We start from the raw sequence: 26,626 nt of genomic DNA, 5'->3' as shown, positions 1-26,626 counted from the left end.
CCCGCCTCAGCACGCTGGAACCGAGCCCGGGTCCGGGAGGTGGAGACCATGCCGCGTACCGTCACCGTAGGTCTCGACGGCTCGCCCGAGAGCCGGGCGGCCGCCGAATGGGCGGCGCGCGAAGCCCGGCTGCGCGGCCTGCCGCTGAAGCTCCTCCAGGTGTGGGAGCCCGTGCCCGCACCCGCGGCCGAGGCTCCGCCGCTCGGCGCTCAGACCCTGCGGCAATGGCTCGGGAGCATCCCCCACGAGGCGGCGGAGGGGCTGCGGCTGCGCCATCCCGGGGTCGAGGTGATCGCCGATCAGGTCACCGGGAACCCGGCCGAGGCCCTGGCCGCGGCGGCGGACGACGCCGAGCTGCTGGTGCTGGGCTCACGCGGCTTCGGTGGCATCGGCGGGTTCATGGTCGGCTCGGTCAGCCTGTCGGTCATCGCCCACGCCACGCATCCGGTCGTGCTGGTCCGGGCGTGGGAGCGGGCGGCCGGCGAGCACGCGACGGATCCGGCGGGCGTGCCGTCCGCCGCGGCCCCCTTCCGGCCCGTCGTCCTCGGCCTCGATCTCGACGAGCCGGACGAGACGCTGCCGGAGTTCGCCTTCGACGCCGCCTCCCGCCGGCACGCCGCCCTGCGGGTCGTGCACGGCTGGAGCGTGCCGCCGGTGTCCGCGTACGCGATGGCCGCCGGACTCGACGAGCGGGAGGCCCTCGAACGCCGGGCGGCGGCCGGCCTCGCCGAGGCGCTGCGCCCCTGGCGGCGGAAGTTCCCCGACGTGGACGTGCTCGAGGCGAGCCGGAACGGCAGCGCCGCCGTGGTCCTGGTGGCCGCCTCCCAGGACGCCTCCCTGGTGGTCGTCGGCCGGTGCCTCCACGGCCACTTGGCCGGCGCCCACATCGGGCATGTCACGCATGCCGTGCTGCACCACGTCACCGCCCCCATCGCCGTCGTCGCGCACGGCTGACCCGCCATGACACCTCAGGAGGACGCGGCCATGATGAAGGCAGGGGCCGTCCCGGCGTCCGGGCCGCCCCCGCTCACCGAGGAGCGCCCCGGCCCGCCGGCCCGGGCCTGCGTCGACGATCCCGGCACGGGGTGATGACCATGAGCGATCCGCCGATCGTCGTCGGCGTCGACGGCTCCGAGCCGAGCCTGCGCGCCGTGGACTGGGCGGCCGACGAGGCCGCCCTGCGCGGGGCACCGCTCCGCCTGGTCCATGCCTCCCTGTGGGAACGCTACGAAGGCGCCCTCCTCGCCCAGGAGCTCGACAAGCCGGTCGAGGAGGTGATGGCCCGGGACGTCGTCGGCACCGCCGAACAGCGCGCCCTGCGCCGTCACGCGGACGTGCGGGTCACCACCGACGTGCTGCCCTCGGAGCCCGAGGAGGGGCTGGTGCACGAGAGCGACACGGCCCTCGCCGTGGTGCTGGGCTGCCGGGGCCGCAGCGGGCTGGCCGAGGCCCTCCTCGGCTCCGTCGGCGTGACGCTCGCCGGGCACGCCCACTGCCCGGTGATCGTGGTGCGCGGCAGTCACGACAACCGGGTCCGCCCGGGGGCCGCGGGCCGCGTCGTCCTCGGTGTCCGCGAGAAGCCGGCGGGCTCGGCCGCCGTACGGTTCGCGGTCGAGGAGGCCGTGCTGCGGGGCGTGCCGCTGGAGGCGGTACGGGCCTGGCGGCGCCCGGGGCACGCCGTCACCGCCCGTCCCCTGTTCGTCGGCGGGCCCGCTCACCTGGAGGAACTGGACGCGGCCGAGCGGGTGGAGGAAGCGCTGCGGGACGCGCCGGAGGGCCTGGAAGTGCACCGGCGCACGGTCGAGGGGCACGCCCGCGACGTCCTGCTCGCCGCCTCCCGGGACGCCGGACTGCTCGTCGTCGGCACCCGGCGCCGGCACGGCACCGTGGGCCTCCAGCTGAGCCGCGTCACGCACGGGGTGCTGCACCACGCCGCCTGCCCGGTGGCCGCCGTCCCCGAGACCGCGTGAACCCTGCCTCGCCGGTGGCCCCGTGACCGGCCTCACCGGTGGCCCGGTGATCACCGGCGCGCCCCGGACAGCCCGGCCCCGTGCATCCCGTGCATCCCTGTCGTACCGCCCGGCGGCTTCCCCGAGTACCGCCCGGCGGCTTCCCCGAGCCCGGCGGCTTCACCCCGCCCTGTGGCTCCACCGGGGTTCCGCCCGCTCCCACTCCCGCTCCCAGGCGGCCAGGCGCCGGCGCCGGAGGCCGGACCGCGCCAGGGCCCCCGCCGCACAGGCCGGGGCCGCGACGGCGAGGGCGGCCGCGGTGCCGAGGAAGACGGCCTCGACGGTGCCCTCGGTGCGGCCGGCCGGCCTGCCGGGCGCGAGGCGGCCACGGCCGTCCTGCCAGACGGTCACCCGGGTGCCGGCCGTCAGACCGCCGGGGACCAGCGTCCACCCGGTGCGCGCGGTGTCGTCCGGCGCGGTCCAGCGCACCGCCGCCCGGACCCGGCCGTCCGACGCCCCGGCCGACACGGCGTCACGCGGTGCGTCGGTGAGGAGCACCGCCCGGACCGCGTGCCGGCCGGCCCGCTGCCGGGCGAGGACGTCCGCCGCGGCGTGGGCCGTGACCAGCCCGGCGACGGCCCCGCCGACCACCACGACGATCCAGACGGCCAGCACGATCCACGCTTCCAGGAGGTCCTCGCCCCGGACCAGGTCGCTCCCCCGCCGCCGGAACCGCGGCCGCCGTCGTTCCCCTGCGCTCATGGAGCCGGTCCGGTCAGGGGCCGGACGTGCCCGGCGGCGCATCGGGGAGCCGTGAATGCACCTCGAAGACACCCGAAAGGCCCGACGCACGCAGGATCCGCAGGAAGCCCGTGCTGTCGGTGACCAGCCGCAGCCGGCCCCGCCGGGCCAGTACCCGGTTGCGGGCCCGGCACAGGACGCCCAGCCCCGTGCAGTCGATGAACTCGGTCGGCCTGAGGTCCAGGACCAGGTCGGGGCTCGGGTGCGCGGTGAGGGCGTCGAGCCGTGCGGCCAGGGCCGGGGCGGTCAGCAGGTCGATCTGTCCGTGCAGCGGCAGGACCGTGGGGCCGTCGGGGCGGTTCGGTGGGGCGGTGGGCCCGCCGGGGGCGGTGGGCCCGGCGTTCTCGGGCATGGGAACAGCGAACCCCTGTGCGCGGGGTACCGGAAGGGCCGGTCGGCCCCTGTCGGGGACCGGCAGGGGCAGGGCGGGGCCACGCCTGCCGGCCGCACCGCGCCGCGGCCCGGGCCCGATCGACACCGTTCGGCCGGTCGGCCGGGGCCGGACGGCCCAAGCGGTGGCCACGGTCCCCTGCCGAAGCTGGACGTGCGGGGCGGACGGCCCGGAGCCGGGCCCCGTGCCATCGCGGCGGACGAGGGTGAGGAGCGCCATGAAAGGCTACGTCTTCCACGGCCCCGGACAGGCGTCCTGGGAGGACGTCCCGGACCCCGGCATCAAGGACCCCACCGACGCGGTCGTCAAGGTCGGCGTGGTCACGATCTGCGGAACCGACCTGCACATCCTCAAGGGCGACGTGCCCGAGGTGCGGCCCGGCACGGTCCTCGGCCACGAGGCGGTCGGCGAGATCGTCGAGGCCGGCGGCGACGTGCGGTCCGTCCGGCCGGGCGACCGCGTGCTGATGTCCTGCATCACCTCCTGCGGACGCTGCCGGTTCTGCCGGGAGCGCAGCTACGGCCAGTGCCGGGGCGGCGGCGGCTGGATCCTCGGGCATCTGATCGACGGCACACAGGCCGAGTACGTCCGCGTGCCCTGCGCGGACCTGTCCGTGCATCCGCTGCCCGCGGCCCTGCCCAGTGAGGACGCGGTCCTGCTCGCGGACATCTTCCCCACCGCCTACGAGGTGGGCGTCCTCAACGGGCGTGTACGGCCCGGGGACACCGTCGCCGTCGTCGGCGCCGGGCCCATCGGGCTCGCGGCGATCGCCACCGCCCGGCTGTTCGCACCGGAGCGGATCATCGCCGTCGACCTGGCCCCGGCCCGGCTGGAGGCGGCGCGGCGGCTCGGCGCCGACGCGGTGGCCGACGTGCGCGAGGGGCCCGAGGCGCTGGTCGGCGACCTGACCGACGGACTCGGCGCGGACGTGGTCGTCGAGGCGGTCGGCCTGCCGGAGAGCTTCGAGCTGTGCACCCGCATGGTCCGTCCCGGCGGGCACGTGGCCAACGTCGGCGTGCACGGCAGGCCCGCCACGCTGCACCTGGAAGACCTGTGGATCAGGAACGTGACGATCACGACCGGGCTCGTGGACACCTACTCCACGCCCACGCTGCTGCGGATGGCCGCCGCCGGCCGGCTGCCGACCGGGCAACTGCTCACCCACGCCTTCCCGCTCGCGCAGATGGAGGAGGCCTACGACGTCTTCTCGCGGGCCGCCGGCACCGGCGCGCTGAAGGTGGTGCTCGGCGGGGAGCAGCACGCGGAGATCGCCGTTCCCGCGGCCTGACCGAGAAGGTCCGGCCGAGAAAGGTCCGGCCGAGAAGGTCCGATCGAGAAGGAGCGTGACGCCATGGCCGAACGGGCGCGAGCACGGACGGCGACGGAAGCGCCCTCGGGCGACCTGGGCCGCCGCCTGGCCGCCCGCCGGGCCCGGCTCGGCCTGACCCGGCAGCAGACGGCCGCGCGGGCCGGCATGGCGGCCGGCTACCTCGCGTATCTGGAGGAGCAGCCGGGCGCCGCGCCCGGCACCGGCGTGCTGAGCCGGCTGGCCGAGGTCCTGCAGACCACGGTGACGGAGCTGACGGGCGGCGCCGTCGACCTGCCGCCCGGCCCCGGACGCGCCGTACGCGAACCCCGCATCACCGAGCTGGGCCCCGGCGAGTGCCAGGCCCTGCTCGGGACGCACGGGGTGGGCCGGCTGGCGGTCCCCACGGCCACCGGACCGGTGATCGTGCCGGTCAACTACAGCGTCGTGGACGGTGCGGTCGTGTTCCGGACCGCGCGGGACGCCACGCCGTCGCTCGCGGCCGGCGGCCAGGTCGCCTTCGAGGTCGACCGCATCGACGACGCCTTCAGCCGGGGCTGGAGCGTGCTGGTCCGCGGTGCCGCCCACGCGGTCACGGATCCGCGGGAACAGAGCCGTCTGAGCGAGCGGGCGCACAGCACGCCCTGGGTGGGCGGCGCACGTGACCTGTGGGTGCGGATCGAGCCCGGCAGCATCACCGGCCGCAGGATCACGGCCTGACGGACCGCATGGTTCGAAGCCGGATCGGGGGACCCATCGGGGGACGGACCAGGCGCCGGATCAGGGCTCGACCGAGCGTACGGTCCACGGCCGGTCCCGGCCCTCCGGTGTCGCCTCGGTGTCGGTGAGCAGCACGCCCGTGATCAGCTCGGGGCGGATGCGGACCGCCCGGTCCATGCCCTGCCGCGCCGCCGACGGGTACAGCATCCGCCCGACGCGCGCGAGTTCGCCGGGGTCGGTGATCAAGTGGGCGTAACCCGTGGCGACCACGCTCCAGCCGAGGTGCGTGTCCGGGTCGATGGCGTCGGCCTCGTAGGCCACCACCGCGTCGGCCACCACGGCGGTGTCCTCGTCGCGCAGCGGGTGCGAGGCCGGCGCCGCACCCTCGTAGGTGCGGATGACGATGTCGCCGTCGTCCAGCACATGGCCGGCGGGACGGACGGTGGGCAGCGCCTGCCGGGTGAAGACGATCCTGCCCAGCGACACACTGCCCAGCAGCCGCATCGCCTCGGCCCGGCCGAGGTCGACGCAGCGGTGCGACGGGGGGTGCGAACGGGTCATGGCCGGCTTCTCCGCGGTGTGCGGGCTCTCTTCTCACGGGCTGCGCGCTTTACGGGCCGCGCGCTTCTCACGTGCCGCGCGGGCCCGGCGCGTACGGGGCGCGCCACGGGCGGAGCGGCGTCGCAGGGGGTCGGCGCCACTCCTGGTTCCACTGTCGGCCGGGGCGGCCCGGGGCCTGTAGTGCCGTTCGGTCCCGATCACGGGCCGGACGTCCCGCCCCGCACGCCGTGGCGGCCTCGGCGGACATCAGGCCGCGGCGCGCCGACCCCGGCCCGGGACCGATAGCGTGGAGTCGACCCGCCGGCGCCGGGCCGGTGCGCGGTCGGGACCGGGAGGCACGTGGTGGCAGGCTCCGAGGATCCCCGGGTACGGCTGCCGCAGCTGAGGCTCGACGAGCTGCTGGAGGAGCTGCAGGCACGGATCGACGCTGCCCGGGGCACCCGTGACCGGGTGCACAGCCTGCTGGAGGCGGTCCTCTCCGTCGGCCGCGAGCTGGACCTGGAACAGGCACTCCGCTCCATCGTGGAGGCCGCCGCCGTGCTCGTGGACGCCGAGTACGCCGCCCTCGGTGTCATCGGCCCCGACGGCAGGACCCTGTCCGGCTTCCACACCGTCGGCATGAGCGCGGAGCAGATCGCCCGGATCGGCGCGTACCCGGAGGGGCACGGCATCCTCGGCGAGCTGATCCGGCACCCCGAGTCGCTGCGCCTGTCCAAGATCTCCCAGCACCCCGCGTCGTACGGGTTCCCGGACAAGCACCCGCCGATGAACAGCTTCCTCGGCGTCCCGATCCGGGTCCGCGACCAGGTCTTCGGCAACCTGTACCTGACCGAGAAGCGCGGCGGCCTGGAGTTCGACGAGGAGGACGAGTCGGTGCTGTCGACACTGGCCGTCGCGGCCGGCGTCGCCATCGACAACGCCCGCCTGTACGAGGACTCGCGGCTGCGGGAACGCTGGCTGCTGGCGAACGCGGAGATCGGCCACCGGCTGATGTCCGGCAGCGACCGGGCGCAGGCCCTGGACCTGATCGCCGAGCGGGCCCGCGAGATCACGGGGTCGGCGCTGGCGGCGGTGGCGATGCCGATGGAGGACCCGGGGTCGCTCACCGTGGAGATCGCCGTGGGAGCGCAGGCGCAGGCGCACCGCGGACTCGTACTGCCGATGCACGACACCCTCATGGGCCTGGCCTTCTCCGCCGCGGCCCCGGTCACCAGCGAGGACGTCGGCCACGACGAGCGGGTCTCGCCCGAGCCCCCGCGCTTCGGCGGGCTGGGCCCCGCCGTGGCCGTCCCCATCGGCACCGGCGAGGGCGGTGTGCGAGGCGTGGTCCTGGTGGCCCGCGAGGCCGGCCGGCCGGCCTTCCTGGAGAAGGAGACCGAGATGCTCCAGAGTTTCGCCGCCCAGGCCGCGATCGCGATGGAGCTGGCCGAGCGCCGGCAGGACGCCCAGCAGATCGCGCTGCTGGAGGACCGCGACCGGATCGCCCGCGACCTGCACGACCTGGCCATCCAGCGGCTGTTCGCCACCGGGATGACCCTGCAGAGCGCGGGCCGCTTCATCGAGCACCCCGAAGCGGCCGAGCGGGTCATGCGGGCCGTGGACGACCTCGACGAGACCATCAAGATCATCCGGTCGACGATCTTCGGGCTGCGGACCCGGGCGGGTGCCACCGGCAGCGGGCTGCGGGCCCGGGTCGTGCGGACGGCCGGCGAGGCCGCCCCCGTGCTGGGCTTCGCGCCCAGCGTGCGCATGGAGGGCCTGATCGACACCGACGTACCGCCCGACGTCGCCGACCACGTCGTGGCCGTCCTCTCCGAGGCCCTCACCAACGTCGCCCGCCACGCTCACGCCGGCCGCGCCCAGGTGGCCCTGACGACCGACGGCCACGAGGTGTGCCTGACCGTCTCGGACGACGGCGTGGGCATCCCGCCCGGCGGCCGCCGCAGCGGGCTGCGCAATCTGGCCGAGCGGGCCGAGCGGCTCGGCGGGCGGCTGACGGTGGCCGGCTCCGCCGGCGGCGGCGCCACGCTGCGCTGGCGCGTCCCCCTGCCCGCCGAGTAGCAGTCCGCGCCTCGCGCGGCGCGCGCCCTGCGGCGACGTCCCTCACGGCGGGCCGGTGGTCACATCAGCCCGCCGCTGCCGTACGGGGCGTAGAGGTCGAGCAGCCGGATGCGGGAGGCGTGCAGCCGGTGGGCAACCACCCGCCCGACCCAGGCCGCGATCGCCCGCCCGAACTCGGGATCCTCCGCGCACCGCGCGCGTACGGCGTCCGCGTCGAACTCCCAGGCCCGCACCGGGCTCGTCGCCTCGGCGCCGAACTGCCAGACGTGGGGCGGGAAGTGCCAGGACCAGCCGACGAGTTCGCCGTACCCGAGGGTCTCGACGACGGCGGAGCGGCGGCCGGGCACATGCACGTCGAGGGCGACGGAGCCGGTGCGCACGATCCAGAAGCGGTCGGCGCGCCGGCCCTCCTCGAACAGGCGGATGCCGGCGTCGAAGGACACCTCCCGGGCCAGACGCATCAGGGATGCGCGCTGCTCGGCCGGCAGGGCTGTGGTCAGGGTGGTGGCGGAGGTCATGGCAGCGGCTCCCTTCACGGCTTCCTGCTGCCAGCCTGCGCACACCCGGTGCGGGCCGCCACGGGCCGCTCGGACCCGGCCGGGGGCCCTTCGGCCCCGTTCTTCCCGCCGGGGTGAGCGGTCCTCACGCCGGCAGCACCAGGCGTGCCGTCTCGCCCGGCCGTACCGGTATCGCCCGGTCCCGGAGGCGGACGTCGATGGGCGAGCGGCCGGAGGACGGCACGGCGATCTCCAGCAGGCCGCTGCGCAGCCGCACCCGGACGCCCCAGTGACCGTGGTAGCGCAGGGAGAAGCCGTAGGAGGAAAGTTCGGGCAGCGGGACCGGGTCCAGGCACAGGGCGCCGTCGCGGGTCTCCAGGCCGGTCAGTCCGCGCTGGACGAGGTCGAGGGTGCCGGCCATCGCGCCGAGGTGGATGCCCTCGCCGGTGGTGCCGCCCTGCAGGTCGGCGATGTCGCCGCGCAGCGCCTCCTGGACGAAGGCCCAGGCGTCGGCGCGGCGGGCGCGGGCCAGGATCCAGCCGTGGACCAGGCCGCTGAGCGTGGAGCCGTGGCTGGTGCGGTGCAGGTAGTGGTCGACGGTCGCCGTCCAGGTCCGCTCGTCGAGGTGGTGTCCCAGACGGTGGAAGAGGGAGCGCAGCTCGGGTGGGGCGAAGAGGTAGCCGAGCATCAGGACGTCGGCCTGTTTGGACGCCTTGTAGCGGTTGACGGTGTCGCCCTCCGCTTCGAGGATCCGGTCCAGGCGCCGGATGTCGTCGTACCGCTTGCGGTAGCCCTCCCAGTCCAGTTCGGTGAGGTCGCCGTAGCCCTCGAACTGGCTGATCACCCCGTCGTGGAAGGGGATGTGCAGGCTGCGGGAGATCTCCTCCCAGCGGGCCGGCTCGTCCTCCTCCAGTCCGGCGCCCTCGGTGAGTTCGCGGCGGCGCGGCTCGGGCACGGCCCGCAGCAGCTCCAGGGCGCGGGCGAGCACCCAGGCGGCGGTGACGTTGGTGTACGCGTTGTCGTCCAGGCCCGGCCGCGAGGCGCCGGGGTAGGCGTCGTGGTACTCGTCCGGGCCGACGACGCCCCGGATGCGGTACCGGCCGAGATGGTCGTCGTAGCCCGCCGAGTCCGCCCAGAAGCGGGCGATGTGCAGCAGCATCTCGGCGCCCTCGCCGTGCAGGAAGCCGAGGTCGCCGGTCGCCTCCCAGTACTGCCAGATGTTGTAGGCGACCGCGGAGCCGACGTGGTGCTGGAGCCGGGAGTGGTCCGGCAGCCAGCGGCCGGAGCGGGGGTTGAGGTGCAGTTGCTGGGTCTCCTCGCGGCCGTCGCTGCCGCTCTGCCACGGGTACAGGGCGCCGCGCCGGCCGAGGTCGCGGGCCGCGTGGCAGGCGGCGTCCAGACGGCGGTGCCGGTAGCGCAGCAGGGCCCGGGAGACCTCGGGCAGGTGCAGGTTCAGGTAGGGCAGGACGAACAGTTCGTCCCAGAACACGTGCCCGCGGTAGGCCTCGCCGTGCAGTCCGCGCGCGGGCACGCCGACGTCGAGGTCGGCGGTGTGCGGGGAGAGGGTCTGCAGGAGGTGGAAGAGGTGCAGGCGCAGGATGCTGCCCGCCTCGCCGGGCACCTCGAGCGCGGTGCGCTGCCACAGCTGCTCCCACGCCGTGGCGTGGGCCTCGCGCAGCGCGTCGAAGGCGGGCACCGCCTCGGCGCGGTCGACGGCCGCGCGCAGCGGGTCGCTGATGGCGGGGTCGTGGGAGGTGTGCAGGGCGACGGTCTTGTCGACGGTGACGGTCCGGCCGGGCGGCAGGTGCAGCCCGAGGTGCTGGACGGCGCGCTGGAGTTCGTTCGCCGGCGTCACGGCCGCGTCGGCGGTGAGCCGGGCGGCCAGTGCGCAGCCGATGTCGGAGGTGCGGGTACGGCAGTGCAGCCACACCGTGCGGGGCCCCGCGGTACCGGTCTGGATCTGGGTGAGGTGGCGGCCGTCCAGGTCCCGGTAGCGGGCGACCCCGGAGTTGGTGACGCCGCCGTCGAGCGCGGCCTCGACGTCCAGGTCGAGGGTGTCGCCGTCGGCGGTGAACTCCGTGCGCAGGGCGGCGACATGGCGGTCGGTGAGGTGGACGAGGCGCAGTTGCCGGACGAGCAGGGAGACGCCGTCGCCGAGGACGTAGCGGGTGCGCCGCTCCAGCAGGCCGGGGCCGAGGTGGAGCATCTGGTGGTGTTCGGTGACGGGGGTGGTGTCCGGTCCGAGCCAGTCGCCGTCGGCCGGACGGAAGCGCAGCGGCAGCCAGTTGGGGAGGTTGACCACGTCCTCGTTGTCGACGCGGCGCCCTGCGACCTCGGAGGTGAGCCGGTTGTAGCAGCCGGCGGCGTAGGTGCCCGGGTAGTGCACCTCGTCCGCGATGCACTCGGGCAGGGCGCCCCGGGTGGCGAAGTAGCCGTTGCCCAGGGTGCACAGGGACTCGCGCAGACGTTCCTCCTCGGGACGGTAACCGTCGTACTCCCAGGTCGGTCCCGTCACCGTCACCCCCCGGACAGCAGGCCGGTGAGGATCCGGTCGGGGGTGAGGGGCAGTTCGCGGAAACGGATTCCGGTGGCGTGGTGGACGGCGTTGCCGAGGGCGGCGGCGGTGCCGACGATGCCGATCTCGCCGATGCCCTTGCTGCCCATGGGGTTGAGGTGGGGGTCGTCCTCGTCGATCCAGTCGGCCTCGATCGCGGGGACGTCGGCGTGCGCGGGCACGTGGTAGGAGGCGAGGTCGGCCTCGGTGAAGTCGCCGAAGGCCGGGTCCATGGTGCTGTTCTCGGTGAGGGCCATGCCCAGGCCCATGGTCATGCCGCCGGTGAACTGGGAGCGTGCGGTACGGGCGTTGAGGATGTGTCCGGCGGCGTAGATCCCGAGCAGCCGGCGGACCCGGATCTCGCCGGTGACGGTGTCGACGGCGACCTCGGCGAAGTGGGCGCCGAAGGCGTGCCGGGCGTAGGGGCTGTCGGCGTCGGCCCGGCCGGCGGTGTCGGCGAAGGCGGTGAGCCCGTCGGCGGGCAGCGGGCCGGTGTGCGCGGCGAGCCGGGAGGCGAGCTCGGCGCACGCGTCGTGCACGGCCCAGCCCCAGGAGGCGGTGCCGGTGGAGCCGCCGGCCAGCCACGCGGACGGCAGGTCGCTGTGCCCGATCTCGGTGCGGACCCGGTCCAGGGGCGCGCCGAGGGCGTCGGCGGCGATCTGGGCGAGGACGGTACGGGCGCCGGTGCCGATGTCGGTCGCGTTGATCCGGGCGACGAAGGTGCCGTCGGGCAGGGCGTGGGCGCTCGCGGTGGCCGGGACGGCCGAGGCCGGGTAGGTGGCCGCGGCGACGCCGGTGCCGAGCAGCCACGGGCCCTCGCGGCGGGTGCCGGGGCGCGGGTCGCGGCCGGACCAGCCGAAGCGGCGGGCGCCCTCGCGCAGGCACTCCACGAGGTGCCGGCTGCTGAACGGCTGCCCGTCGCCCGGGTCGCGGTCGGGCTCGTTGCGCACGCGCAGCTCGACCGGGTCGATGCCGAGGGCGTCGGCGAGTTCGTCCATGGCCGATTCCAGGGCGTACATGCCGGGCGCCTCGCCGGGGGCCCGCATCCAGGACGGCGTCGGCACGTCCAGCGGGACCACCCGGTGGGTGCTGAGCAGGGCGGGGGTCCGGTACATGACCCGGGAGGGCACCGCGGCCTGTTCCACGAACTCGGTCACCCGTGAGGTGTGGGTGGTCGCCTCGTGCAGCAGGGCGGTGAGCCGGCCGTCCGCGCTCGCGCCGAGGCGCAGCCGCTGCAGGGTGGGGGCGCGGTGGCCGACGGTGGTGGGCAGGTAGCGGCGGGGGTAGGCCACGGTGACGGGCCGGCCGGTGCGCCGGGCGGCCATGGTGGCGAGGACCACGTCGACGCGCGGGGTGCCCTTGCAGCCGAAGCCGCCGCCGACGTGCTCGGAGACGACGGTGACCCGCTCCTCGGGCACCTCGAACATCTGGGCGAGCACGGAGCGGACGGTGCCGCCGCCCTGGCTGGAGGTGTACACGGTGAGCCGGTCGCCGTCCCACTGGGCGGTGCTGGTGTGCGGCTCCATGGGGTGGTTGTGCAGGGGCGGCACCCGGTACTCGGCGTCGACGCGGACCTCGGCGGACGCGAAGGCGGCCTCCGGGTCGCCCCGCTCGACGCGGCCGGGGAATCCGGCGTTGGCCTCCTCCGGCTCGTAGCCGTCCGGGTGGCCGGGGGTGAGGGTGACGTCGTGCTCCTGGACGGCGTAGCCGACGCGGACCGCGCGGGCGGCGGCGCGGGCGGTCTCCAGGGTCTCGGCGACGACCAGGGCGACGCACCAGCCCCGGTGCGGCACGTCCGGGCCCTGCAGCACGGCGAGGGTGGCGTCCTCGGGCTCGGCGAGCCGGGGCGCGTCGTCGGGCGTGAGGACGGCGAGGACGCCGGGCAGGGCGAGCGCGGCGGAGGTGTCGACGCCGGTGACCCGGCCGCGCGCGACCGCGGCGGGGACGGGCCAGGCGTGGGCGCGGCCGGGCAGGGCGTACTCGCCGGCGTAGCGGGCGGCGCCGGCGACCTTCTGCCGTCCCTCCCTGCGCTCGGCGGACGCGCCCAGGGCGGTGACCGAGGTGGTGCCGGTCATGGGGTCCTCCTGTGCGGCTCAGGCCACTGCGGGGGCCGGGGCGAGACGGTTCAGGACGTCCAGGGCGAGGTTGTGGGCGAGGGGCACCTTGAAGGCGTTGTCCCGCAGGGGCTCGGCGTGGGCGAGTTCCAGGTCCACGGCGCCTTCGAAGGCGGGTGGCGTGGCGGCGGCGCCCAGCAGCGCGTGTTCGGCGTGCCGGGCCTTCCACGGCCGGTGGGCGAGGCCGCCGAAGGCCAGGCCGACCTGCGTGACGACGCCGTCGCCGACCCGCAGCACGACGGCCACGGAGGCGAGGGCGAAGGCGTACGACGCCCGGTCCCGTGCCTTGCGGTAGGCGGACGGGGCGCCGGCGGTGGCGGCCGGGAGCAGCACGCCGGTGATCAGTTCGCCGGGGCGGATCTCGGTGTCCCGCTCGGGGTGGTCGCCGGGCAGCCGGTGGAATTCGGCCACCGGGACGGTCCGGGTGCCCGCGTCGCCGTACAGCTCGACCTGGGCGTCCAGGGCGGCCAGGGCGACGGCCATGTCGGACGGGTTGGTGGCGATGCACCGCGTGGAGTGGCCGAGGACGGCGTGGTCGCGGTGGACGCCGTCCCGGGCGCCGCAGCCGCTGCCGGGTTCCCGTTTGTTGCAGGGTTTGTCCAGGTCCTGGAAGTAGGGGCAGCGGGTGCGCTGGAGCAGGTTGCCGCCGGTGGTGGCCGCGTTGCGCAGCTGGCCGGAGGCGCCCGCGAGGAGGGCCTGGGACAGCACCGGGTAGCGGTCGCGGACCCGGGGGTCGGCGGCGAGGTCGCTGTTGCGGACGGTGGCGCCGACCCGCAGCCCGCCGTCGGGCAGCTCCTCGACGGTGTCCAGCGGCAGCCGGCCGACGTCGATGAGGACGCCGGGGCGCTCCACGCCGAGCTTCATCAGGTCGACGAGGTTGGTGCCGCCGGCCAGGTAGCGGGCGCCGGGGTGGGCCGCGTAGGCCTCGACGGCCTCCTGGACGCTGCCGGGCCTGAGGTATCCGAAGCCGTTCACCGGATCACGTCCTCCACCGCCTCGACGATGCGCGGATAGGCGCCGCAGCGGCACAGGTTGCCGCTCATGCGCTCCCGGATCTCGGTCCCGTCCAGCTCGACGGGCCGGCCGGAGGGGGCCCCGGGGTCGGTGACGTGCGAGGGGTGACCGGCCGCGGCCTCGGCGAGCATGCCGACGGCGGAGCAGATCTGCCCGGGGGTGCAGTAGCCGCACTGGAAGGCGTCCCGTTCGAGGAAGGCCCGCTGCAGCGGGTGCGGCTGTTCGCCGTCTCCGCCCAGGCCCTCGACCGTGGTGACCTCGCTGCCGTCGAGGGTGACGGCGAGCAGCAGGCAGCCGTTGACGCGGCGCCCGTCCACCAGGACGGTGCAGGCGCCGCACTGACCGTGGTCGCAGCCCTTCTTGGACCCGGTGAGGCCGAGGTCCTCCCGGAGCAGGTCCAGCAGGACGCGCCGGTGGTCGATGTGCAGGGTGTGGGGTTTGCCGTTGACCCGGAGGGTGATCTCCGAGCCGGAGGGAAGCTCGTTTTTGCTGGTCATGGCAGGGTGACCTTTCGGACGGGCCCTGGTGCCGTCCGGTCCGGGTGTCCAGACGGCGGCACCTCACACGTCTCAGCCGTCGTTCGTGCCGGCCTTCGCCATCCTGTCGGTGACGTCCGTGGTGTCCTTGGCGGGCGGGGCGGTGACCTTCGCCTCGGTGCCGTAGTCGGAGAAGCGCAGCACGGTGGTGCTCGTGACGGCGGTGTTCTCCTGGCCCGGCGTCTTCCCCTTCAGCGGGTGGAGGGTGAGCCGGACGCTCTCCTGCCGCAGTCGGCCCTGCCCGTCCAGCCACAGGTCGACCGGGAGGGAGGACTTCCCGAGCTGCCGGCGCAGCCGCTGTTCCCGCGCGGAGTCGCCGTGGGACAGCGCGGAGACGGGCAGGGCCACCCGGTAGTGGGTGGTGGGCGTGGCGTCCACGGTCTGCCGGCCGACGCGGGTGACGTCCTCGGCGCGGACGCCCTTGAGGTAGCGCAGGGGCTCGGCCGGGTCGCTCACCCCGGACCGCCCCGCCGAGCCCTGCGCGGCGAGCCGCCCGAGGTCGATCTTCATCCAGGTCCTGCCGCCGGGGGCGGCACCGCGCTGCCCGCCCGCGGGCCTCTGGTAGACCACGCCGTCCAGGACGCGCTGCTCGACGGTGCTGCCCTGCGAGGTCAGCGTGACCCGGCTGGCGCCGTCCTTGAGGTCGGCGACGCCGCTGCCGTGCGCGGTGACGGCCCGGCCTTCGGCGTCGGCGCTGCTGGTGAGGGTCATCTTCGCGCTGTCCGCGGCCACCGTCCTGCGGTAGGCGTCCTGGACGGCGCGGACGGGCGGGGTCGCGTCCGGTCGGTGCCGCGCGTCCCCGCCCGCCTCGGTGCCGTCCTTGCCGCCGCAGCCGGTCAGCCCGGCGGCGAGTACGAGGACGGCGGCGGCACTGGCTGTCCGGACGTTCGGCACGGTGAGGGCCTCCTGGCGCATCGGGTCGTCTCCACGTGTTCTCGACCCGGTCCCGGTTTCCCTCTCCCGCCCCGCTCACGCCCGTCCGGTCACGGATAGCGGACCAGATTCGCCACGCTGGAACCGGAGTTGGACGGTCCGCCCGTGCTGTTGATGACGTGGCTGATCGTGCCGGTGCCGCCGAGGGAGACGGTCACCATGCTGGTGAAGCGGACGTTCGGGTGGTCCGGCGCCTCGAAGGCGTGGTCGGCGGTGACGCTCGGGTCGACGTTGAAGTAGCAGTAGCTGCCGAGGCCGTACGCCTGGTGGGCGGTGACCGAGTCGGCGACCTTGTAGGCGGGGTGGCCCTTGGTGGAGCCGTTCGTCCAGGCGGCCTGGTTCGGCGGGTCGTACGGCATCTCGTTCTGGAAGAAGTAGGTACGGCCGCCGTTGCCGTTCCAGATCACCTGGTCCTTCTGGAAGTGCTCGACGAACAGGCCGTACATCGTGACGTCGTCGCCGTTGACCACGAGTCCGGTGTCGGCGGTGTTGCTGGTCCAGCCGACGCCGCTGCCGTGGTCGGCGCGCCAGATCCACATGTGGTCGCCGATGACGTTCCTGCTGTTGACGACGAGGCTGGTGGCCGCCTTGCCGACGCCCGCGCCGCCGATGCGGAAGTAGACGTCGTGCAGGGAGGCCGGGTCGGCCGCGTGGGAGGCGGTGGAGCCGGCCGGCCCGACCTCGAGCAGGGTCTTCGAGCTGGTGGTGCCGGCGTCGAAGAGCAGGCCCGCGATCTTCACGCCGTCGACGTCGGCGACGCTCATCGCGGTGATGCCGTCGTCCGGGACGAAGGTGGCGAGGCCGAGGCCGAGGACGACCGTGTCGGGGCGGGTGACCTTCAGGGTCTGGTCGAGGTGGTAGACGCCGGGGGTGACGAGCAGGTTCTGCCCGGCGGCGAGGGCCGCGTTGATCCGGGCGGCGGTGGCGCCCGGCTTGACGACGTAGAACCGGCTCAGCGGCAGCGAGGTGCCGGCCGGGCTGCCGCTGCCCCAGCTGGTGGCCGTGGAGTCGGTGCGCACGGAGGGCACGAACACCTGGTAGGCGCCGGCTCCGTCGACGTACAGGAACGGCTTCTCACGGGTGACCGGGCTCTGCGCGACGGTGGTGTACGGCGGGTTGGGGAAACCGGTGGCGGGCACGCCCTGGCTGCCGACGAAGACCATGTTCCAGTTGGCGCCCTTCCAGCCGCCCAGCTGGGAGTTGCGGGTGAGCCACTGCTGCTGGGTACCGGAGTCGACCTGTCCGTCGATCTTGCTGTCGGCCAGGTAGCCGCCGCTGGACCAGCCGCCGTCGTCCAGGGCGAGGTTGCCGCGCAGATGCATCCGGCGGTACGGCGCGGCCTGGGAGACGGCCCAGCGGTCGCCGCCGTTCGTGGGGTTGACGGAGAGGTTCTCCGCGCCGCGCCAGAAGTTCTGGGTGGCGTTGCCCTGGAACCAGTCGGCCTCGGCGTGCACGGCGCCGTTGATCGAGACGGCGTCCGGGGTGAGGCCCAGGCCGAGGACCTGGGTGTAGAAGCCGACGTTGACGTCCGCGCGGTAGGCGCCGGGCTTGAAGAGGACGGCGTAGCGCTGGGAGCCGAACTGGTTGGTCTCCTGCTGCTTGAAGACGGCGTCCAGCTTGCTCTGGATGGTGGCGGACGACATCGACGGGTCGAAGACGACCACGTTGGCCCCGAGGTCGGGGGTGCCGCCCGGCTGGTTCACGGGGACCACCTGGAAGCGCTGGGCCGCGGTGCCGTTGCAGGTGTACTGCACGAACCGCACGCCGTCGGCGGTCGCGGCGCCGGGGTCGTCCAGGCACTTGCCGCTGTTCTTGTCGACGAAGTGGTAGGCGCCGCCGCCGTCGTCCACGGCCTGCCACTGCTGGTTGGCGCCGCCGCCGTAACTCCACAGCTGGACGGGCGCGTTGTCGGCGGCTGAGACGTCGGTGACGTCCAGGACCTGGCCGGTGTCGTGGGCGTTGCCGACGCGGACGTATCCGTTGCCCGTGTCGGTGAGGCTCCACTGCTGGGCCGTGGTGCCGTTGCACGCGTACTGCTGCACGACGGTGCCGTTGGCGGTGGCGGCGGCCTTGGCGTCCAGGCACTTGCCGCTCGCGGCGTTGACGAGGGTGGCGAAGCCGGTGGGCAGGGCGGCGGCCCCGGCGGCGGCGCGGGCGGGTGTGGCGGTGCTCAGGGGCGTCGGCGCGGCGGTGAGCAGGGCGGCCACCGCCGCGCCCACCGCCCCGAGGACCATCGGCCTGCGACGGGAGAGGGACATCACGGGTTCTCCTGGTGGGGGGTCAGCCGGTGTACGCGGCGAAGACACGGGTGTAGTCCCAGTCGGACTGGGCCACTCCGGAGCAGCTGTCGGCGGGGCCGCCGGTGCACGGCCGGTCGCGGTTGGCGGACCAGAAGGTGAGCCGGGCCAGGTGGTGCGTCTGCGCGTAGGCGAGGATGGTCCGGAAGTCGTTCACCGTGACGGTCTCGTTGTTGTCGGTGACGCCGTTCATCGACGAGATGCCCATGTCCCGGTAGGCCTGGTCGTCGCTGTAGTGGTAGGCGTTCTTCAGCGCGTTCTTCAGGCCCTCGGCGGCCTGCGTGGTGAGGTTGCCCATGTTCTGTCCGGCGCCGCCGAAGTCGAACGGCATGATGGTCCAGGCGTCGACGGTCAGCCCGGAGGAGGCGGCCCGGTCGATCAGGCCGGTGTCGGGGCCTGACTGCCCGGTGCCCTGGGTGATGTACACCTTCAGGCCGGGGTTGTTCGCCTTCACGGTCTTCAGCGCGTCCACGGTCCGCTGCTGCACGGTGCCGTTGCTGTAGGCGTCGGCCTCGATGTCGATGTCGATCGCCTTGAGCCCGTAGGCGTCGACGACCTTCTGGTAGGCCGCCGCCAGCTCGCCCGCGCTGGAGCAGGAACTCTCCAGCTTGTTGCCGCTGTAGCCGCCGAAGGACGGGATGACGTCACCGCCGCCCGCCCGCACGGTGTTGACGGTCTGCTGGTCGACGCCGCCGGTCAGGGGGCGGCTGCCGTCCCACTGCGGGTTGCAGTAGCCGTTGCTGAGCACGAAGGCGAGGGTGAACCACTTCACGCCGGTGGCCTGGGTGACGGTGGCGGGGCTGGGCGGGCTGCCCCAGCCGTTGTACAGGTACGGCGCGACGGCCATCGGCGCGGACGGGTTGGTGCCGCCGCCGCTCGCGGGCGCGTTCCACTTCTGGTTGGCGCCGCCGCTGCAGCTCCAGATCTGGGTCCGGGTGCCGTTGGCGGGATTGTTGCCGGTGACGTCCAGGCACTTGTCCGCCTGCGGGTTGACGATGTCGTGCGCGGCGGTGACGGTCCACTTCTGGTTGGCGCCGCCGGTACAGGACCACAGCTGCGCCTTCGCCCCGTCGGCGGTGGAATTCCCGGTCACGTCGAGGCACTTGCCGAGGGCCCGGATCGTGCCGTCGCTGCCGACGGTCCACTGCTGGGCGTTCGTGCCGTTGCAGTCGTAGAGCTGGACGGCGGTGCCGTCGGCGGAGTTGGCGCCGGCGACGTCGAGGCACTTGCCGGCCAGGCCGGTGATGGTGCCGGTGGCGGCCTGGGCGGGGGAAGCGGTGAGCAGTCCGGCGGACAGTCCGAGGACGGCGAGCGAGACTGCGGCGGGGAGGGGTCTGGCCATGTGCGGGCGGCCTTTCGCGTGGGGGGTGCGGCCCAACGCCCTTGCGGGATGTGGGGGTTGAGGTGTCCGCAGGCTTTGTTTAAGGCGTGAAGCTAAAGGTCCGGACCAGTGGAGTCAAGAGGTGTGACAGCAACTCGGCCCGCACGCGGGGTGCGTTCGGCGAAGCTGGAGCGGTGATCGACTACGACGCGGAGGCCCGGGCGTACGACAGCTCACGGGGCGGTGAAGCCCGGGCGCGGACGGCTGCGGACGCCGCCCGGCGGCTGCTGCCGCAGGGGGCCGGTACGGTGCTGGACCTCGCCTGCGGGACCGGCATCGTGACCAGGAAGCCGGCGCGGGCGGGGCGGGACCGTGCCGGGCGTGGACCTTTCGGAGGGGATGCTGCGGCTCGCGGCCCGGCGCGTGCCCGGCGGGGTGGTGCGCGGTGACGCGGCCCGGCTGCCGGTGGCGACGGGCAGCGTGGACGCGGTGGTGCTCGTCTGGCTGCTCCATCTGCTGCCGGGGGCGGCCGCCGTGCCGGCCGAGGCGGCCCGGGTGCTGCGGCCCGGCGGGGTGCTCGTCACCACGGTCGACAAGGACGACGCGTACTTCGTGCCGGACAGCGACGTCGCCCGGGCCACGGCCGCCGCGCGGGAGCGGTACCGGCCCCGGGTGCCCCGGGTCCCGGCCGGCCGTGCCCGGGTGCTGGAGGAAGCGGCGGGCCTGGGCCTGCGGCCCGCCGGTGAGACCGTGTTCCCCGGCGCCGGCCAGGGCCGCAGCCCACGCCGCCGGCGGGAGGTCACCGCCTCCGGCCGCCTCCCGTGGTGCACGCACGCGGGGCCGACGCGAGCGGCCGACGTATGCGCGCGCCTCGCGGCCCTGCCGGACCAGGACCACCCACGCCCGGACCCGCTGTACCGCCTGCTCGCGCCGGAGAAGACACGCTGACCCGGGCGGGCCTGCGGCACCTCGCTCCACGAACCCGGCCCGGCACGACACCCGCCCGCCGCCGACGGGAGGTCACCGCCTCCGGCCGCCTCCCGTGGTGCACGCACGCGGGGCCGACGCGAGCGGCGGACGTACGCGCGCGCCTCGCGGCCCTGCCGGACCAGGACCGCCCACGCCCGGACCCGCTGTACCGCCTGCTCGCGCTGGAGAAGACACGCTGACCCCGGCGGGCCTGCGGCACCTCGCACCACGAACCCGGCCCGGCACGACACCCGCCCGCCCGCCGTCGACGGGAGGTGACCGACTCGGGCCGCGGGCCGGCGCTACCGGCCGAGGTGTCCGGGCACCTCCCCGCCGGGACGCGGTGATCCCTCAGGCCGACGGCACCTCCGCCGTCACCACGTCCGCCCCCTCGGCCTCCCGTTCCGCGAACTGGGTCCGGTACAGCTCGGCATAGCGGCCGTCGGCCGTCAGCAGTTCCTCGTGCGTGCCGTGTTCCACGATCCGGCCCGCCTCCACGACCAGGATCCGGTCGGCGGCGCGGACCGTGGACAGGCGGTGGGCGATCACCACGGCCGTGCGGCCCTCCAGGGCCTCGGTGAGCGCCTCCTGGACGGCCGCCTCGGAGGTGTTGTCCAGGTGGGCGGTGGCCTCGTCCAGGATGACCACGCGCTGGCGGGCCAGCAGCAGCCGGGCGATGGTCATGCGCTGGCGCTCGCCGCCGGAGAGCCGGTAGCCGCGCTCGCCGACGACCGTGTCCAGCCCGTCGGGCAGCGACCGTACGACCGGCGCGAGACGGGCGCGCTCCAGCGAGTCCCACAGCTCCTCGTCCGTCGCGTCGGGGCGGGCCAGCAGCAGGTTGGCGCGGACGGTGTCGTGGAAGAGGTGGCCGTCCTGGGTGACCATGCCGAGGGTGGCGCGCAGGGAGGCGGCGGTCAGGTCACGGACGTCGGCCCCGCCGATCCGGACGGCGCCCGCGTCGACGTCGTACAGGCGCGGCAGCAGCTGGGCGATCGTGGACTTCCCCGCGCCGGAGGAGCCGACGAGGGCAACGGTCTGGCCGGGTTCGGCGCGGAAGGAGATGCCGCGCAGGACCTCGGTGCCGCCGCGGGTGTCGAGCGTGGCGACCTCCTCCAGGGAGGCGAGGGAGACCTGGTCGGCGGCGGGGTAGGAGAAGCGCACGTCGTCGAACTCGACGGCGACCGGGCCTTCGGGGACCTCGACGGCGTCCGGCCTCTCCTCGATGAGCGGCTTCAGGTCCAGCACCTCGAAGACCCGCTCGAAGCTGACGAGGGCGCTCATCACCTCGACCCTGGCCCCGGCGAGCGCGGTCAGCGGGGCGTACAGCCGGGTCAGCAGCAGGGCGAGGGAGACGATCGCGCCCGCCTGCAGGGTGCCGCGCAGCGCGAACCAGCCGCCGAGGCCGTAGACGAGCGCGAGGGCCAGGGCGGAGACCAGGGTGAGGGAGGTGATGAAGACCGACTGGGCGGTCGCCGTGCGCACCCCGATGTCCCGGACCCGGGCGGCGCGGGCCGCGAACTCCGCCGACTCCTCCTCCGGCCGGCCGAACAGCTTGATCAGGGTGGCGCCGGGGGCCGAGAACCGCTCGGTCATGCGGGTGCCCATGGCCGCGTTCAGCGCCGCCGCCTCCCGCTGCATCCGCGCCATCCGGCTGCCCATGCGGCGGGCGGGCAGGACGAACACCGGCAGCAGCACCAGCGCGAGCAGGGTGATCTGCCAGGACAGGGTGAGCATCACGGCGAGGGTGAGCAGCAGCGTGACCAGGTTGCTGACCACGCCGGAGAGGGTGTTGGCGAACGCGCGCTGGGCGCCGATCACGTCGTTGTTGAGACGGCTGACCAGCGCTCCCGTACGAGTCCGTGTGAAGAACGCGACGGGCATGCGCTGCACATGATCGAACACAGCCGTTCTGAGGTCGAGGATGAGTCCCTCCCCGAGCGTCGCCGACAGGCGCCGGCCGAGGATGCCGAGCCCCGCCTCCACGAGCGCGACGAGCGCGATGAGCAGCGAGAGCCGTACCACCCGGCCGGAGTCGTGCCCCGCCACGATCGCGTCGACGACGCGGCCGGCGAGCACGGGGGTCGCGACGGCGAGCAGGGCGGTCACCACCCCGAGCAGCACGAACCGGACGATGCCCGCGCGGTGCGGGCGGGCGAAGGCGGCGATGCGGCGCAGCGTGGCGCGGGCGAGGGGACGGCGGTCCGCCTGCGCGTTCATCACGCTGTGCAGCTGCGTCCATGCGGTGGTCTCCATGCTCATGGAAGAGAACGTAGAACCTCAAGCTTCGTTGAGGTCAAGGTCCGCGCCTTTTCACCCGCACCGGCGTCCACCGACCCGAAGGCCCCGATGACCCCAGCCTGTAAGCCGCCGTCCCCGCTGCTGCCACCTGGCGTTGACGCGGCGCGGAGAACCTCTGCGGATGTGACTGCCGTCCCGCTTCCCCCGCTCCCCGGGGGACGACTCCCCCGTCGCGTCCCCGTCCGGCAGGTGCTGTGCCTGCTCCCGCTCCTGCTCGTCGCCGTGGCCGCCCTCCGGCACCGTTCCGTGCTGGCCGAGGGCTTCGGCCAGCTGCGCGCCGCCTCCTGGCCCTGGCTGCTCGCCGCGGCCGGCGCGACCTGCCTGACCTGGGTGGCCGCCGCGTTCACCCGGCAGGGGGCGGTGGTGCAGCCGCTGCCGAAGGGGCGGCTGCTGGCCACCCAGTTCGCGGCGGCCGCGGCCAACCACCTGCTGCCGACCGGGCTCGGCGCGAGCGCCGTGAACCTGCGCTTCATGACCGTGTGCGGGGTGCCGCTCGCCCGTTCCTCGGCCGCGCTGGCCCTGTACCTGATGGCCGAGTGCGTGGGCCGGCTCGGGCTGCTGGCCGCCCTGCTGGTCGCGTTCCCCGACGCGCTGCGGCTCGGGCCGCTGCTGCCGGCCGGTGCGGCGCTCCCGCTGCTGCTGGGCGCCGCCGGCCTGCTGGCCGTGGCGGTGGCCGCGCTGGCGCTCGTACGACGGCTGCGCGCCCGGGTGTGCGCGTTCGCGCGGGACGCCCTCGGCGAGGCGCGGTCCGTGCACACCCGTCCGGCCCGCGCCCTGGCGCTGTGGGGCGGCTCGCTGGCCTTCCCGGCGCTCCAGGCGGCGGGGCTGGCCGCGGTCGGGCAGGCGCTGAGCCTGCCGGTGCCGCCCGCGCACATGGCACTGGCCTATCTCGCGGCGACGGCCGCGGTGGCCCTGGTGCCCACGCCGGGCGGCCTGGGATCGGTGGAGGCGGCGCTGATCGTGGCGCTGGTCGCGGTGGGCGGTCCGGCCGCGGTGGCCACGGCGGTGGTGCTGGCGTACCGGATCATCACCGTGTGGGCGCCGCTGGTGCCGGGGGCGCTGACGCTGGGGGCGCTGGTGCGGCTGAAGGTCATCTGAGGCAGAGTGGCCCTCTTGAGCCGCAGCAGTGCAAGGGGGGTCCGAAGTGCCGGTCCGCGTGGAGCGCGACGCACACGTCAGCACGGTCGTCCTGTCCCGTCCCGGGGCACGCAACGCCGTGGACGGCCCCACGGCCGCCGAACTGGCCTCCGCCTTCCGGGAGTTCGAGGCGGACGACGACGCCCGGGCGGCCGTGCTGTGGGGTGAGGGCGGCACGTTCTGCGCGGGCGCCGATCTGAAGGCGATCGGCACCGAGCGCGGCAACCGCGTCGCGGAGGACGGCGACGGCCCGATGGGCCCGACCCGGATGCGCCTGTCCAAGCCGGTGATCGCGGCGGTGGCCGGGCACGCGGTCGCGGGCGGCCTGGAACTCGCCCTCTGGTGCGATCTGCGGATCGCCGAGGAGGACGCCGTGTTCGGGGTGTTCTGCCGCCGCTGGGGTGTCCCCCTGATCGACGGCGGCACGGTACGGCTGCCCCGGCTGATCGGCACCGGCCGGGCGATGGACATGATCCTGACCGGCCGCCCGGTGCCGGCCCGCGAGGCCTACGAGATCGGGCTCGTGAACCGCCTGGTGCCGCCCGGACGCGCCCGCGCCGAGGCCGAGGCCCTCGCCGCGGAGATCGCCCGCTTCCCGCAGGACTGTCTGCGCAGCGACCGGGCGTCGGTCCTGGAGCAGGAGGGGCTGGCGGAAGAGGCGGCGATGCGCGGCGAACTCCGCCACGGCATGGGCGTGCTGGCGCAGAGCGCGCGGGGCGCGGCCCGTTTCGCGTCGGGCGCCGGACGCCACGGCTCCTTCACCGACCTGTGAGCCAGGTGTTGTTCAATGACCGGATGACGCCCGACACCCGGATTCCCGACATACCCGCACGCGACGGCGGTCTGCGACTGCGCCGGTGGAACGCCGCCGACGAGACCGATGTCGAGACCTTCCTCCGCGGCTGCTCCGACCCGGAGTTCCAGCGCTGGAACACCCCGCTGCGCCCCATCACCGGTCTCGCGGACGCCCGCGCCACCTTGCGGAACAAGGCGGAGGGGGCCGAGGCCGGCACCGGGGTGGCGTTCTGCGTGGAGGACGCGGACACCGGCACGGCGCTGGGACACATCGGCGTCAGCCGGATCGACCGCGGCATGCGGTCGGCCTGCGTCGGCTACTGGATACTGCCCGAGGCACGCGGCAAGGGCGTCGCGACCCGGGCCCTCGCCCTGACCGCCCGCTGGGTCTTCGCCGACCTGCGCCTGCACCGCCTCGAACTCGACCACGCCGTCGGCCACGAGGCGTCGTGCAAGGTCGCCGAGCGGTGCGGTTTCCGCTACGAGGGGACGCTGCGCGGCGCGATGTGGGAGGCGGGCCGCCGGGACGCGTTCCGCGACTGCCACCTCCACGCCCGCCTCGCCACGGACCCGGCGCCACGGTAGAGGCGGGAACGGGGCCGCACCGGCATCGCTGAGGCGGGCGGTCCGCGCGAGTCGCTTCGGCGGGGGGCAGCGCGAGTCGCTTCGGCCGGCGGTCAACGCGAGACGCCTCGGCGGGCGGTCAGCGCGAGACGCATCGGCCGGCGGTCAGCGCTCGCCGTCCCGGCGGGCGGTCAACGCGAGACGCATCGGCCGGCGGTCAACGCGAGACGCCTCGGCCGGCGGTCAACGCGAGACGCTTCGGCGGGCGGTCAGCGCTCGCCGTCCCGGGCAGGGGGTCCGCCCGGCCGGGTCTCCACCCGTACCGCACCGCCCTCGGGGTCGACGAGGTCGTGCCAGCGGGCGCTGAGGGTCAGGGGGCGGTGCGGCCGGGCGGTTCCGGGACCGAGGCGTTCACGGTGCAGCAGGCGTCCGTCCTGGCGGACCTGGAGCACCGGACCGGTCAGCGGGACGGCGGTCCGCAGCACGTAGCGGGCGGGCCGGGTGGCCGGGACGAGGCGGTTCGGGGTGATCCGGCACAGCGGCGCCTCGACGGTGATCGGGAGGCCGGGGCCCGGCCAGGGGGCACCGGCCAGGAAGTCCAGGACGGCCTCGGCCGCGAGCGTGCCCTCGTGCGCGGCCGTGCCCGCACGCTCCACGGCGTGCAGGAGGTCGCCCGCGGCGAGGACACCGGGCCGCGAGGTGTGCAGGGCGCCGTCGACGGCGGGACCGCGGGTGCCGGGGTCGAGAACGAGGCCGCCGCGACGGGCCAGTTCATGCTCGGGGACGAAGTCGCCGGTGAACACGACGGTGTCGCAGGGCAGTACGGCGGTACGCCCGTCACGGTGGCGGACGCGGACGCCGGACAGGCGCCCGTGGCCGAGGAGTTCGGCGACGGTGGTCCGGGTCAGCAGCGGGACGCCGTGGCGCAGCAGGGCCGCGCGGGCACGGGCCCGGCTCGTCCGGGCGCGCGGGTGTTCCGTGACGAGGGCGACGACCTCGGCACCGGCCGCGCGCAGGGTGTCGGCCGCCGCGTACGACACGTCCTCGGCGCCCACCACGACCGCGCGGACGCCGATGTGCTGCCCGAACAGGTGCACGGCCCGCTGGACTTCGCCGGTGGTCCAGACGCCGGCGGGCCGGGTGCCGGGCACCAGCCGGGCCGCGCGGGGGCGCTCGCAGGCGCCTGTGGCCAGGATCACCGCCCGTGCCTCGACCGTCTCCGGGCCGCGCGGACCGGTGGTGTGCAGGACCGGCCCCGCGGGTGCCCAGTCCAGCACCGACACTCCGGTCCGCAGGACGGCACCGGCCCGCTCGGCGGCGTCCGTCAGCCGGCGCGCGTACCGGGGGCCGGTCAGGGGGCGGGTCCAGGTGCCGAAGCCGCCGTGCGCGCAGTGCCGGGGAACTCCCCCGGGCTGTTGCTCCCGCTCCAGCACCTCCACCCGCCCGGCACCGGCGGCGGCCAGCCGTGCGGCCGCGGCGAGTCCCGCGGGACCGGCACCGACCACGAGGACGTCGACACGCCGCGGGGCCGCCGTGGACGGCACGACGGCGTTCACGGCGGCCGTCACGGCGTCGCCCGCCGGTTCCCGGACGCCCTCGGACCCCGCCACCGGCACGCCCTCACCCACCGGAGACCCCGCACCTCATCCCGCGCACCTCCGGACCCCGCCTTCCGCACAGCCCCGCCCACCGGACCCCGCACCTCATCCCACGCGACGGCCCGCCCACCGCCGAGGCCCGCCTCCCACACGCCGCCCCAGGTCGCACCCCGGACGGCGTCGGCACCAGCCGTGGCGCCGGCACCCGCA

The 26,626-nt window shown here is 75.1% G+C and carries 21 protein-coding genes and 1 pseudogene; 9 read left to right on the top strand and 13 right to left on the bottom strand.

The genetic code is table 11. The annotated features are described in order from the left end of the window. Positions 1-48 precede the first annotated feature (48 nt). Together AB0N17_RS00575 and AB0N17_RS00570 are read left to right on the top strand one after the other, a co-directional pair. On the top strand, positions 49-954 hold the full coding sequence (locus tag AB0N17_RS00575; RefSeq protein ID WP_366008838.1) for a universal stress protein: 906 nt from the start codon (positions 49-51) through the stop codon (positions 952-954). Positions 955-1,094: 140 nt separating this feature from the next. After that, positions 1,095-1,970: a universal stress protein gene (locus AB0N17_RS00570; protein WP_366008837.1), complete on the top strand. Its 876-nt coding sequence runs from the start codon at positions 1,095-1,097 to the stop codon at positions 1,968-1,970. A gap of 159 nt (positions 1,971-2,129) precedes the next feature. Here AB0N17_RS00570 and AB0N17_RS00565 read toward each other — a convergent pair whose 3' ends face one another. Both AB0N17_RS00565 and AB0N17_RS00560 read right to left on the bottom strand, forming a co-directional pair. Further along, on the bottom strand, positions 2,130-2,711 hold the full coding sequence (locus AB0N17_RS00565) for a hypothetical protein (RefSeq protein ID WP_366008836.1): 582 nt from the start codon (positions 2,709-2,711) through the stop codon (positions 2,130-2,132). Positions 2,712-2,724: 13 nt separating this feature from the next. Then, positions 2,725-3,102 carry an STAS domain-containing protein gene (locus AB0N17_RS00560; protein ID WP_366008835.1) on the bottom strand — a complete coding sequence of 126 codons (378 nt, stop codon included), beginning with the start codon at positions 3,100-3,102 and terminating at the stop codon, positions 2,725-2,727. A gap of 256 nt (positions 3,103-3,358) precedes the next feature. Between AB0N17_RS00560 and AB0N17_RS00555 the strand changes: the two genes are divergently transcribed. Both AB0N17_RS00555 and AB0N17_RS00550 read left to right on the top strand, forming a co-directional pair. Continuing rightward, a complete protein-coding gene (locus tag AB0N17_RS00555; RefSeq protein ID WP_366008834.1) occupies positions 3,359-4,429 on the top strand; it encodes a zinc-dependent alcohol dehydrogenase family protein in 1,071 nt (356 codons plus the stop codon). A 63-nt stretch (positions 4,430-4,492) separates the two neighbouring features. Then, positions 4,493-5,167 carry a pyridoxamine 5'-phosphate oxidase family protein gene (locus AB0N17_RS00550; protein ID WP_366008833.1) on the top strand — a complete coding sequence of 225 codons (675 nt, stop codon included), beginning with the start codon at positions 4,493-4,495 and terminating at the stop codon, positions 5,165-5,167. Between the two features lie 60 nt (positions 5,168-5,227). On the opposite strand, the gene AB0N17_RS00545 is transcribed toward AB0N17_RS00550, so the two are convergent. Then, positions 5,228-5,728 (bottom strand): pyridoxamine 5'-phosphate oxidase family protein, encoded by a 501-nt coding sequence (locus tag AB0N17_RS00545; RefSeq protein ID WP_366008832.1) that lies wholly within the window; start codon positions 5,726-5,728, stop codon positions 5,228-5,230. 342 nt (positions 5,729-6,070) lie between these two features. On the opposite strand from AB0N17_RS00545, the gene AB0N17_RS00540 reads away from it, so the two are divergent. Next, positions 6,071-7,789, top strand: coding sequence for a GAF domain-containing sensor histidine kinase (locus AB0N17_RS00540; protein ID WP_366008831.1), 1,719 nt, complete (start codon positions 6,071-6,073; stop codon positions 7,787-7,789). Positions 7,790-7,848: 59 nt separating this feature from the next. Here the strand turns inward: AB0N17_RS00540 and AB0N17_RS00535 are convergent, their stop codons facing one another. From AB0N17_RS00535 to AB0N17_RS00500, 8 genes are all read right to left on the bottom strand, one after another. Then, the gene (locus AB0N17_RS00535) at positions 7,849-8,307 is read right to left on the bottom strand and encodes a cyclic nucleotide-binding domain-containing protein (protein WP_366008830.1); all 459 of its coding nucleotides are present in this window, start codon (positions 8,305-8,307) and stop codon (positions 7,849-7,851) included. Between the two features lie 124 nt (positions 8,308-8,431). Beyond that, positions 8,432-10,801 carry a glycosyl hydrolase family 65 protein gene (locus AB0N17_RS00530; protein ID WP_366008829.1) on the bottom strand — a complete coding sequence of 790 codons (2,370 nt, stop codon included), beginning with the start codon at positions 10,799-10,801 and terminating at the stop codon, positions 8,432-8,434. 2 nt (positions 10,802-10,803) lie between these two features. Then, positions 10,804-12,915, bottom strand: coding sequence for a xanthine dehydrogenase family protein molybdopterin-binding subunit (locus AB0N17_RS00525; protein WP_366008828.1), 2,112 nt, complete (start codon positions 12,913-12,915; stop codon positions 10,804-10,806). Between the two features lie 18 nt (positions 12,916-12,933). Next, a complete protein-coding gene (locus tag AB0N17_RS00520) occupies positions 12,934-13,929 on the bottom strand; it encodes a xanthine dehydrogenase family protein subunit M (protein WP_366008827.1) in 996 nt (331 codons plus the stop codon). After that, on the bottom strand, positions 13,926-14,465 hold the full coding sequence (locus AB0N17_RS00515; RefSeq protein WP_366008826.1) for a 2Fe-2S iron-sulfur cluster-binding protein: 540 nt from the start codon (positions 14,463-14,465) through the stop codon (positions 13,926-13,928). The genes AB0N17_RS00520 and AB0N17_RS00515 overlap by 4 nt, the downstream gene beginning before the upstream one ends. A gap of 72 nt (positions 14,466-14,537) precedes the next feature. Next, on the bottom strand, positions 14,538-15,419 hold the full coding sequence (locus tag AB0N17_RS00510) for a hypothetical protein (protein ID WP_366008825.1): 882 nt from the start codon (positions 15,417-15,419) through the stop codon (positions 14,538-14,540). Between the two features lie 68 nt (positions 15,420-15,487). Next, positions 15,488-17,695 carry an RICIN domain-containing protein gene (locus tag AB0N17_RS00505; protein WP_366008824.1) on the bottom strand — a complete coding sequence of 736 codons (2,208 nt, stop codon included), beginning with the start codon at positions 17,693-17,695 and terminating at the stop codon, positions 15,488-15,490. 22 nt (positions 17,696-17,717) lie between these two features. After that, positions 17,718-19,076, bottom strand: coding sequence for a lectin (locus tag AB0N17_RS00500; RefSeq protein ID WP_366008823.1), 1,359 nt, complete (start codon positions 19,074-19,076; stop codon positions 17,718-17,720). Between the two features lie 173 nt (positions 19,077-19,249). Between AB0N17_RS00500 and AB0N17_RS00495 the strand changes: the two are divergent. After that, a pseudogene (locus tag AB0N17_RS00495) lies at positions 19,250-20,003 on the top strand (methyltransferase domain-containing protein). A 372-nt stretch (positions 20,004-20,375) separates the two neighbouring features. Here AB0N17_RS00495 and AB0N17_RS00490 read toward each other — a convergent pair. Then, entirely contained in the window at positions 20,376-22,277 is a 1,902-nt protein-coding gene (locus tag AB0N17_RS00490; protein ID WP_366009140.1) for an ABC transporter ATP-binding protein, read from the bottom strand. A 234-nt stretch (positions 22,278-22,511) separates the two neighbouring features. On the opposite strand from AB0N17_RS00490, the gene AB0N17_RS00485 reads away from it, so the two are divergent. Genes AB0N17_RS00485 through AB0N17_RS00475 form a run of 3 tightly spaced genes read left to right on the top strand, consistent with a single transcriptional unit; the run spans position 22,512 to position 24,839 of the window. Next, entirely contained in the window at positions 22,512-23,420 is a 909-nt protein-coding gene (locus tag AB0N17_RS00485) for a lysylphosphatidylglycerol synthase domain-containing protein (RefSeq protein ID WP_366008822.1), read from the top strand. Positions 23,421-23,466: 46 nt separating this feature from the next. Next, positions 23,467-24,231, top strand: coding sequence for a crotonase/enoyl-CoA hydratase family protein (locus AB0N17_RS00480; protein WP_366008821.1), 765 nt, complete (start codon positions 23,467-23,469; stop codon positions 24,229-24,231). Positions 24,232-24,254: 23 nt separating this feature from the next. Beyond that, positions 24,255-24,839 (top strand): GNAT family N-acetyltransferase, encoded by a 585-nt coding sequence (locus AB0N17_RS00475; protein ID WP_366008820.1) that lies wholly within the window; start codon positions 24,255-24,257, stop codon positions 24,837-24,839. 248 nt (positions 24,840-25,087) lie between these two features. Here AB0N17_RS00475 and AB0N17_RS00470 read toward each other — a convergent pair whose 3' ends face one another. Next, complete coding sequence (locus tag AB0N17_RS00470; protein WP_366009139.1) at positions 25,088-26,362, bottom strand: FAD-dependent oxidoreductase; 1,275 nt, start codon at positions 26,360-26,362, stop codon at positions 25,088-25,090. Between the last annotated feature and the right edge of the window lie 264 nt (positions 26,363-26,626).

The organism is Streptomyces sp. NPDC051133, from assembly GCF_040682635.1.
Classification (GTDB): domain Bacteria; phylum Actinomycetota; class Actinomycetes; order Streptomycetales; family Streptomycetaceae; genus Streptomyces.
Note: the sequence above shows the minus strand (reverse complement) of the source record. Positions and strands in the feature narration are given on the sequence as shown.

Coding starts and splice junctions, on each gene's coding strand:
- AB0N17_RS00560 (WP_366008835.1), bottom strand. CDS start 3,102: ATGCCCGAGAACGCCGGGCCCACCGCCCCCGGCGGGCCCACCGCCCCA.
- AB0N17_RS00490 (WP_366009140.1), bottom strand. CDS start 22,277: ATGGAGACCACCGCATGGACGCAGCTGCACAGCGTGATGAACGCGCAG.
- AB0N17_RS00500 (WP_366008823.1), bottom strand. CDS start 19,076: ATGGCCAGACCCCTCCCCGCCGCAGTCTCGCTCGCCGTCCTCGGACTG.
- AB0N17_RS00555 (WP_366008834.1), top strand. CDS start 3,359: ATGAAAGGCTACGTCTTCCACGGCCCCGGACAGGCGTCCTGGGAGGAC.
- AB0N17_RS00505 (WP_366008824.1), bottom strand. CDS start 17,695: ATGTCCCTCTCCCGTCGCAGGCCGATGGTCCTCGGGGCGGTGGGCGCG.
- AB0N17_RS00545 (WP_366008832.1), bottom strand. CDS start 5,728: ATGACCCGTTCGCACCCCCCGTCGCACCGCTGCGTCGACCTCGGCCGG.
- AB0N17_RS00550 (WP_366008833.1), top strand. CDS start 4,493: ATGGCCGAACGGGCGCGAGCACGGACGGCGACGGAAGCGCCCTCGGGC.
- AB0N17_RS00510 (WP_366008825.1), bottom strand. CDS start 15,419: ATGCGCCAGGAGGCCCTCACCGTGCCGAACGTCCGGACAGCCAGTGCC.
- AB0N17_RS00535 (WP_366008830.1), bottom strand. CDS start 8,307: ATGACCTCCGCCACCACCCTGACCACAGCCCTGCCGGCCGAGCAGCGC.
- AB0N17_RS00475 (WP_366008820.1), top strand. CDS start 24,255: ATGACGCCCGACACCCGGATTCCCGACATACCCGCACGCGACGGCGGT.
- AB0N17_RS00570 (WP_366008837.1), top strand. CDS start 1,095: ATGAGCGATCCGCCGATCGTCGTCGGCGTCGACGGCTCCGAGCCGAGC.
- AB0N17_RS00525 (WP_366008828.1), bottom strand. CDS start 12,915: ATGACCGGCACCACCTCGGTCACCGCCCTGGGCGCGTCCGCCGAGCGC.
- AB0N17_RS00575 (WP_366008838.1), top strand. CDS start 49: ATGCCGCGTACCGTCACCGTAGGTCTCGACGGCTCGCCCGAGAGCCGG.
- AB0N17_RS00515 (WP_366008826.1), bottom strand. CDS start 14,465: ATGACCAGCAAAAACGAGCTTCCCTCCGGCTCGGAGATCACCCTCCGG.
- AB0N17_RS00565 (WP_366008836.1), bottom strand. CDS start 2,711: ATGAGCGCAGGGGAACGACGGCGGCCGCGGTTCCGGCGGCGGGGGAGC.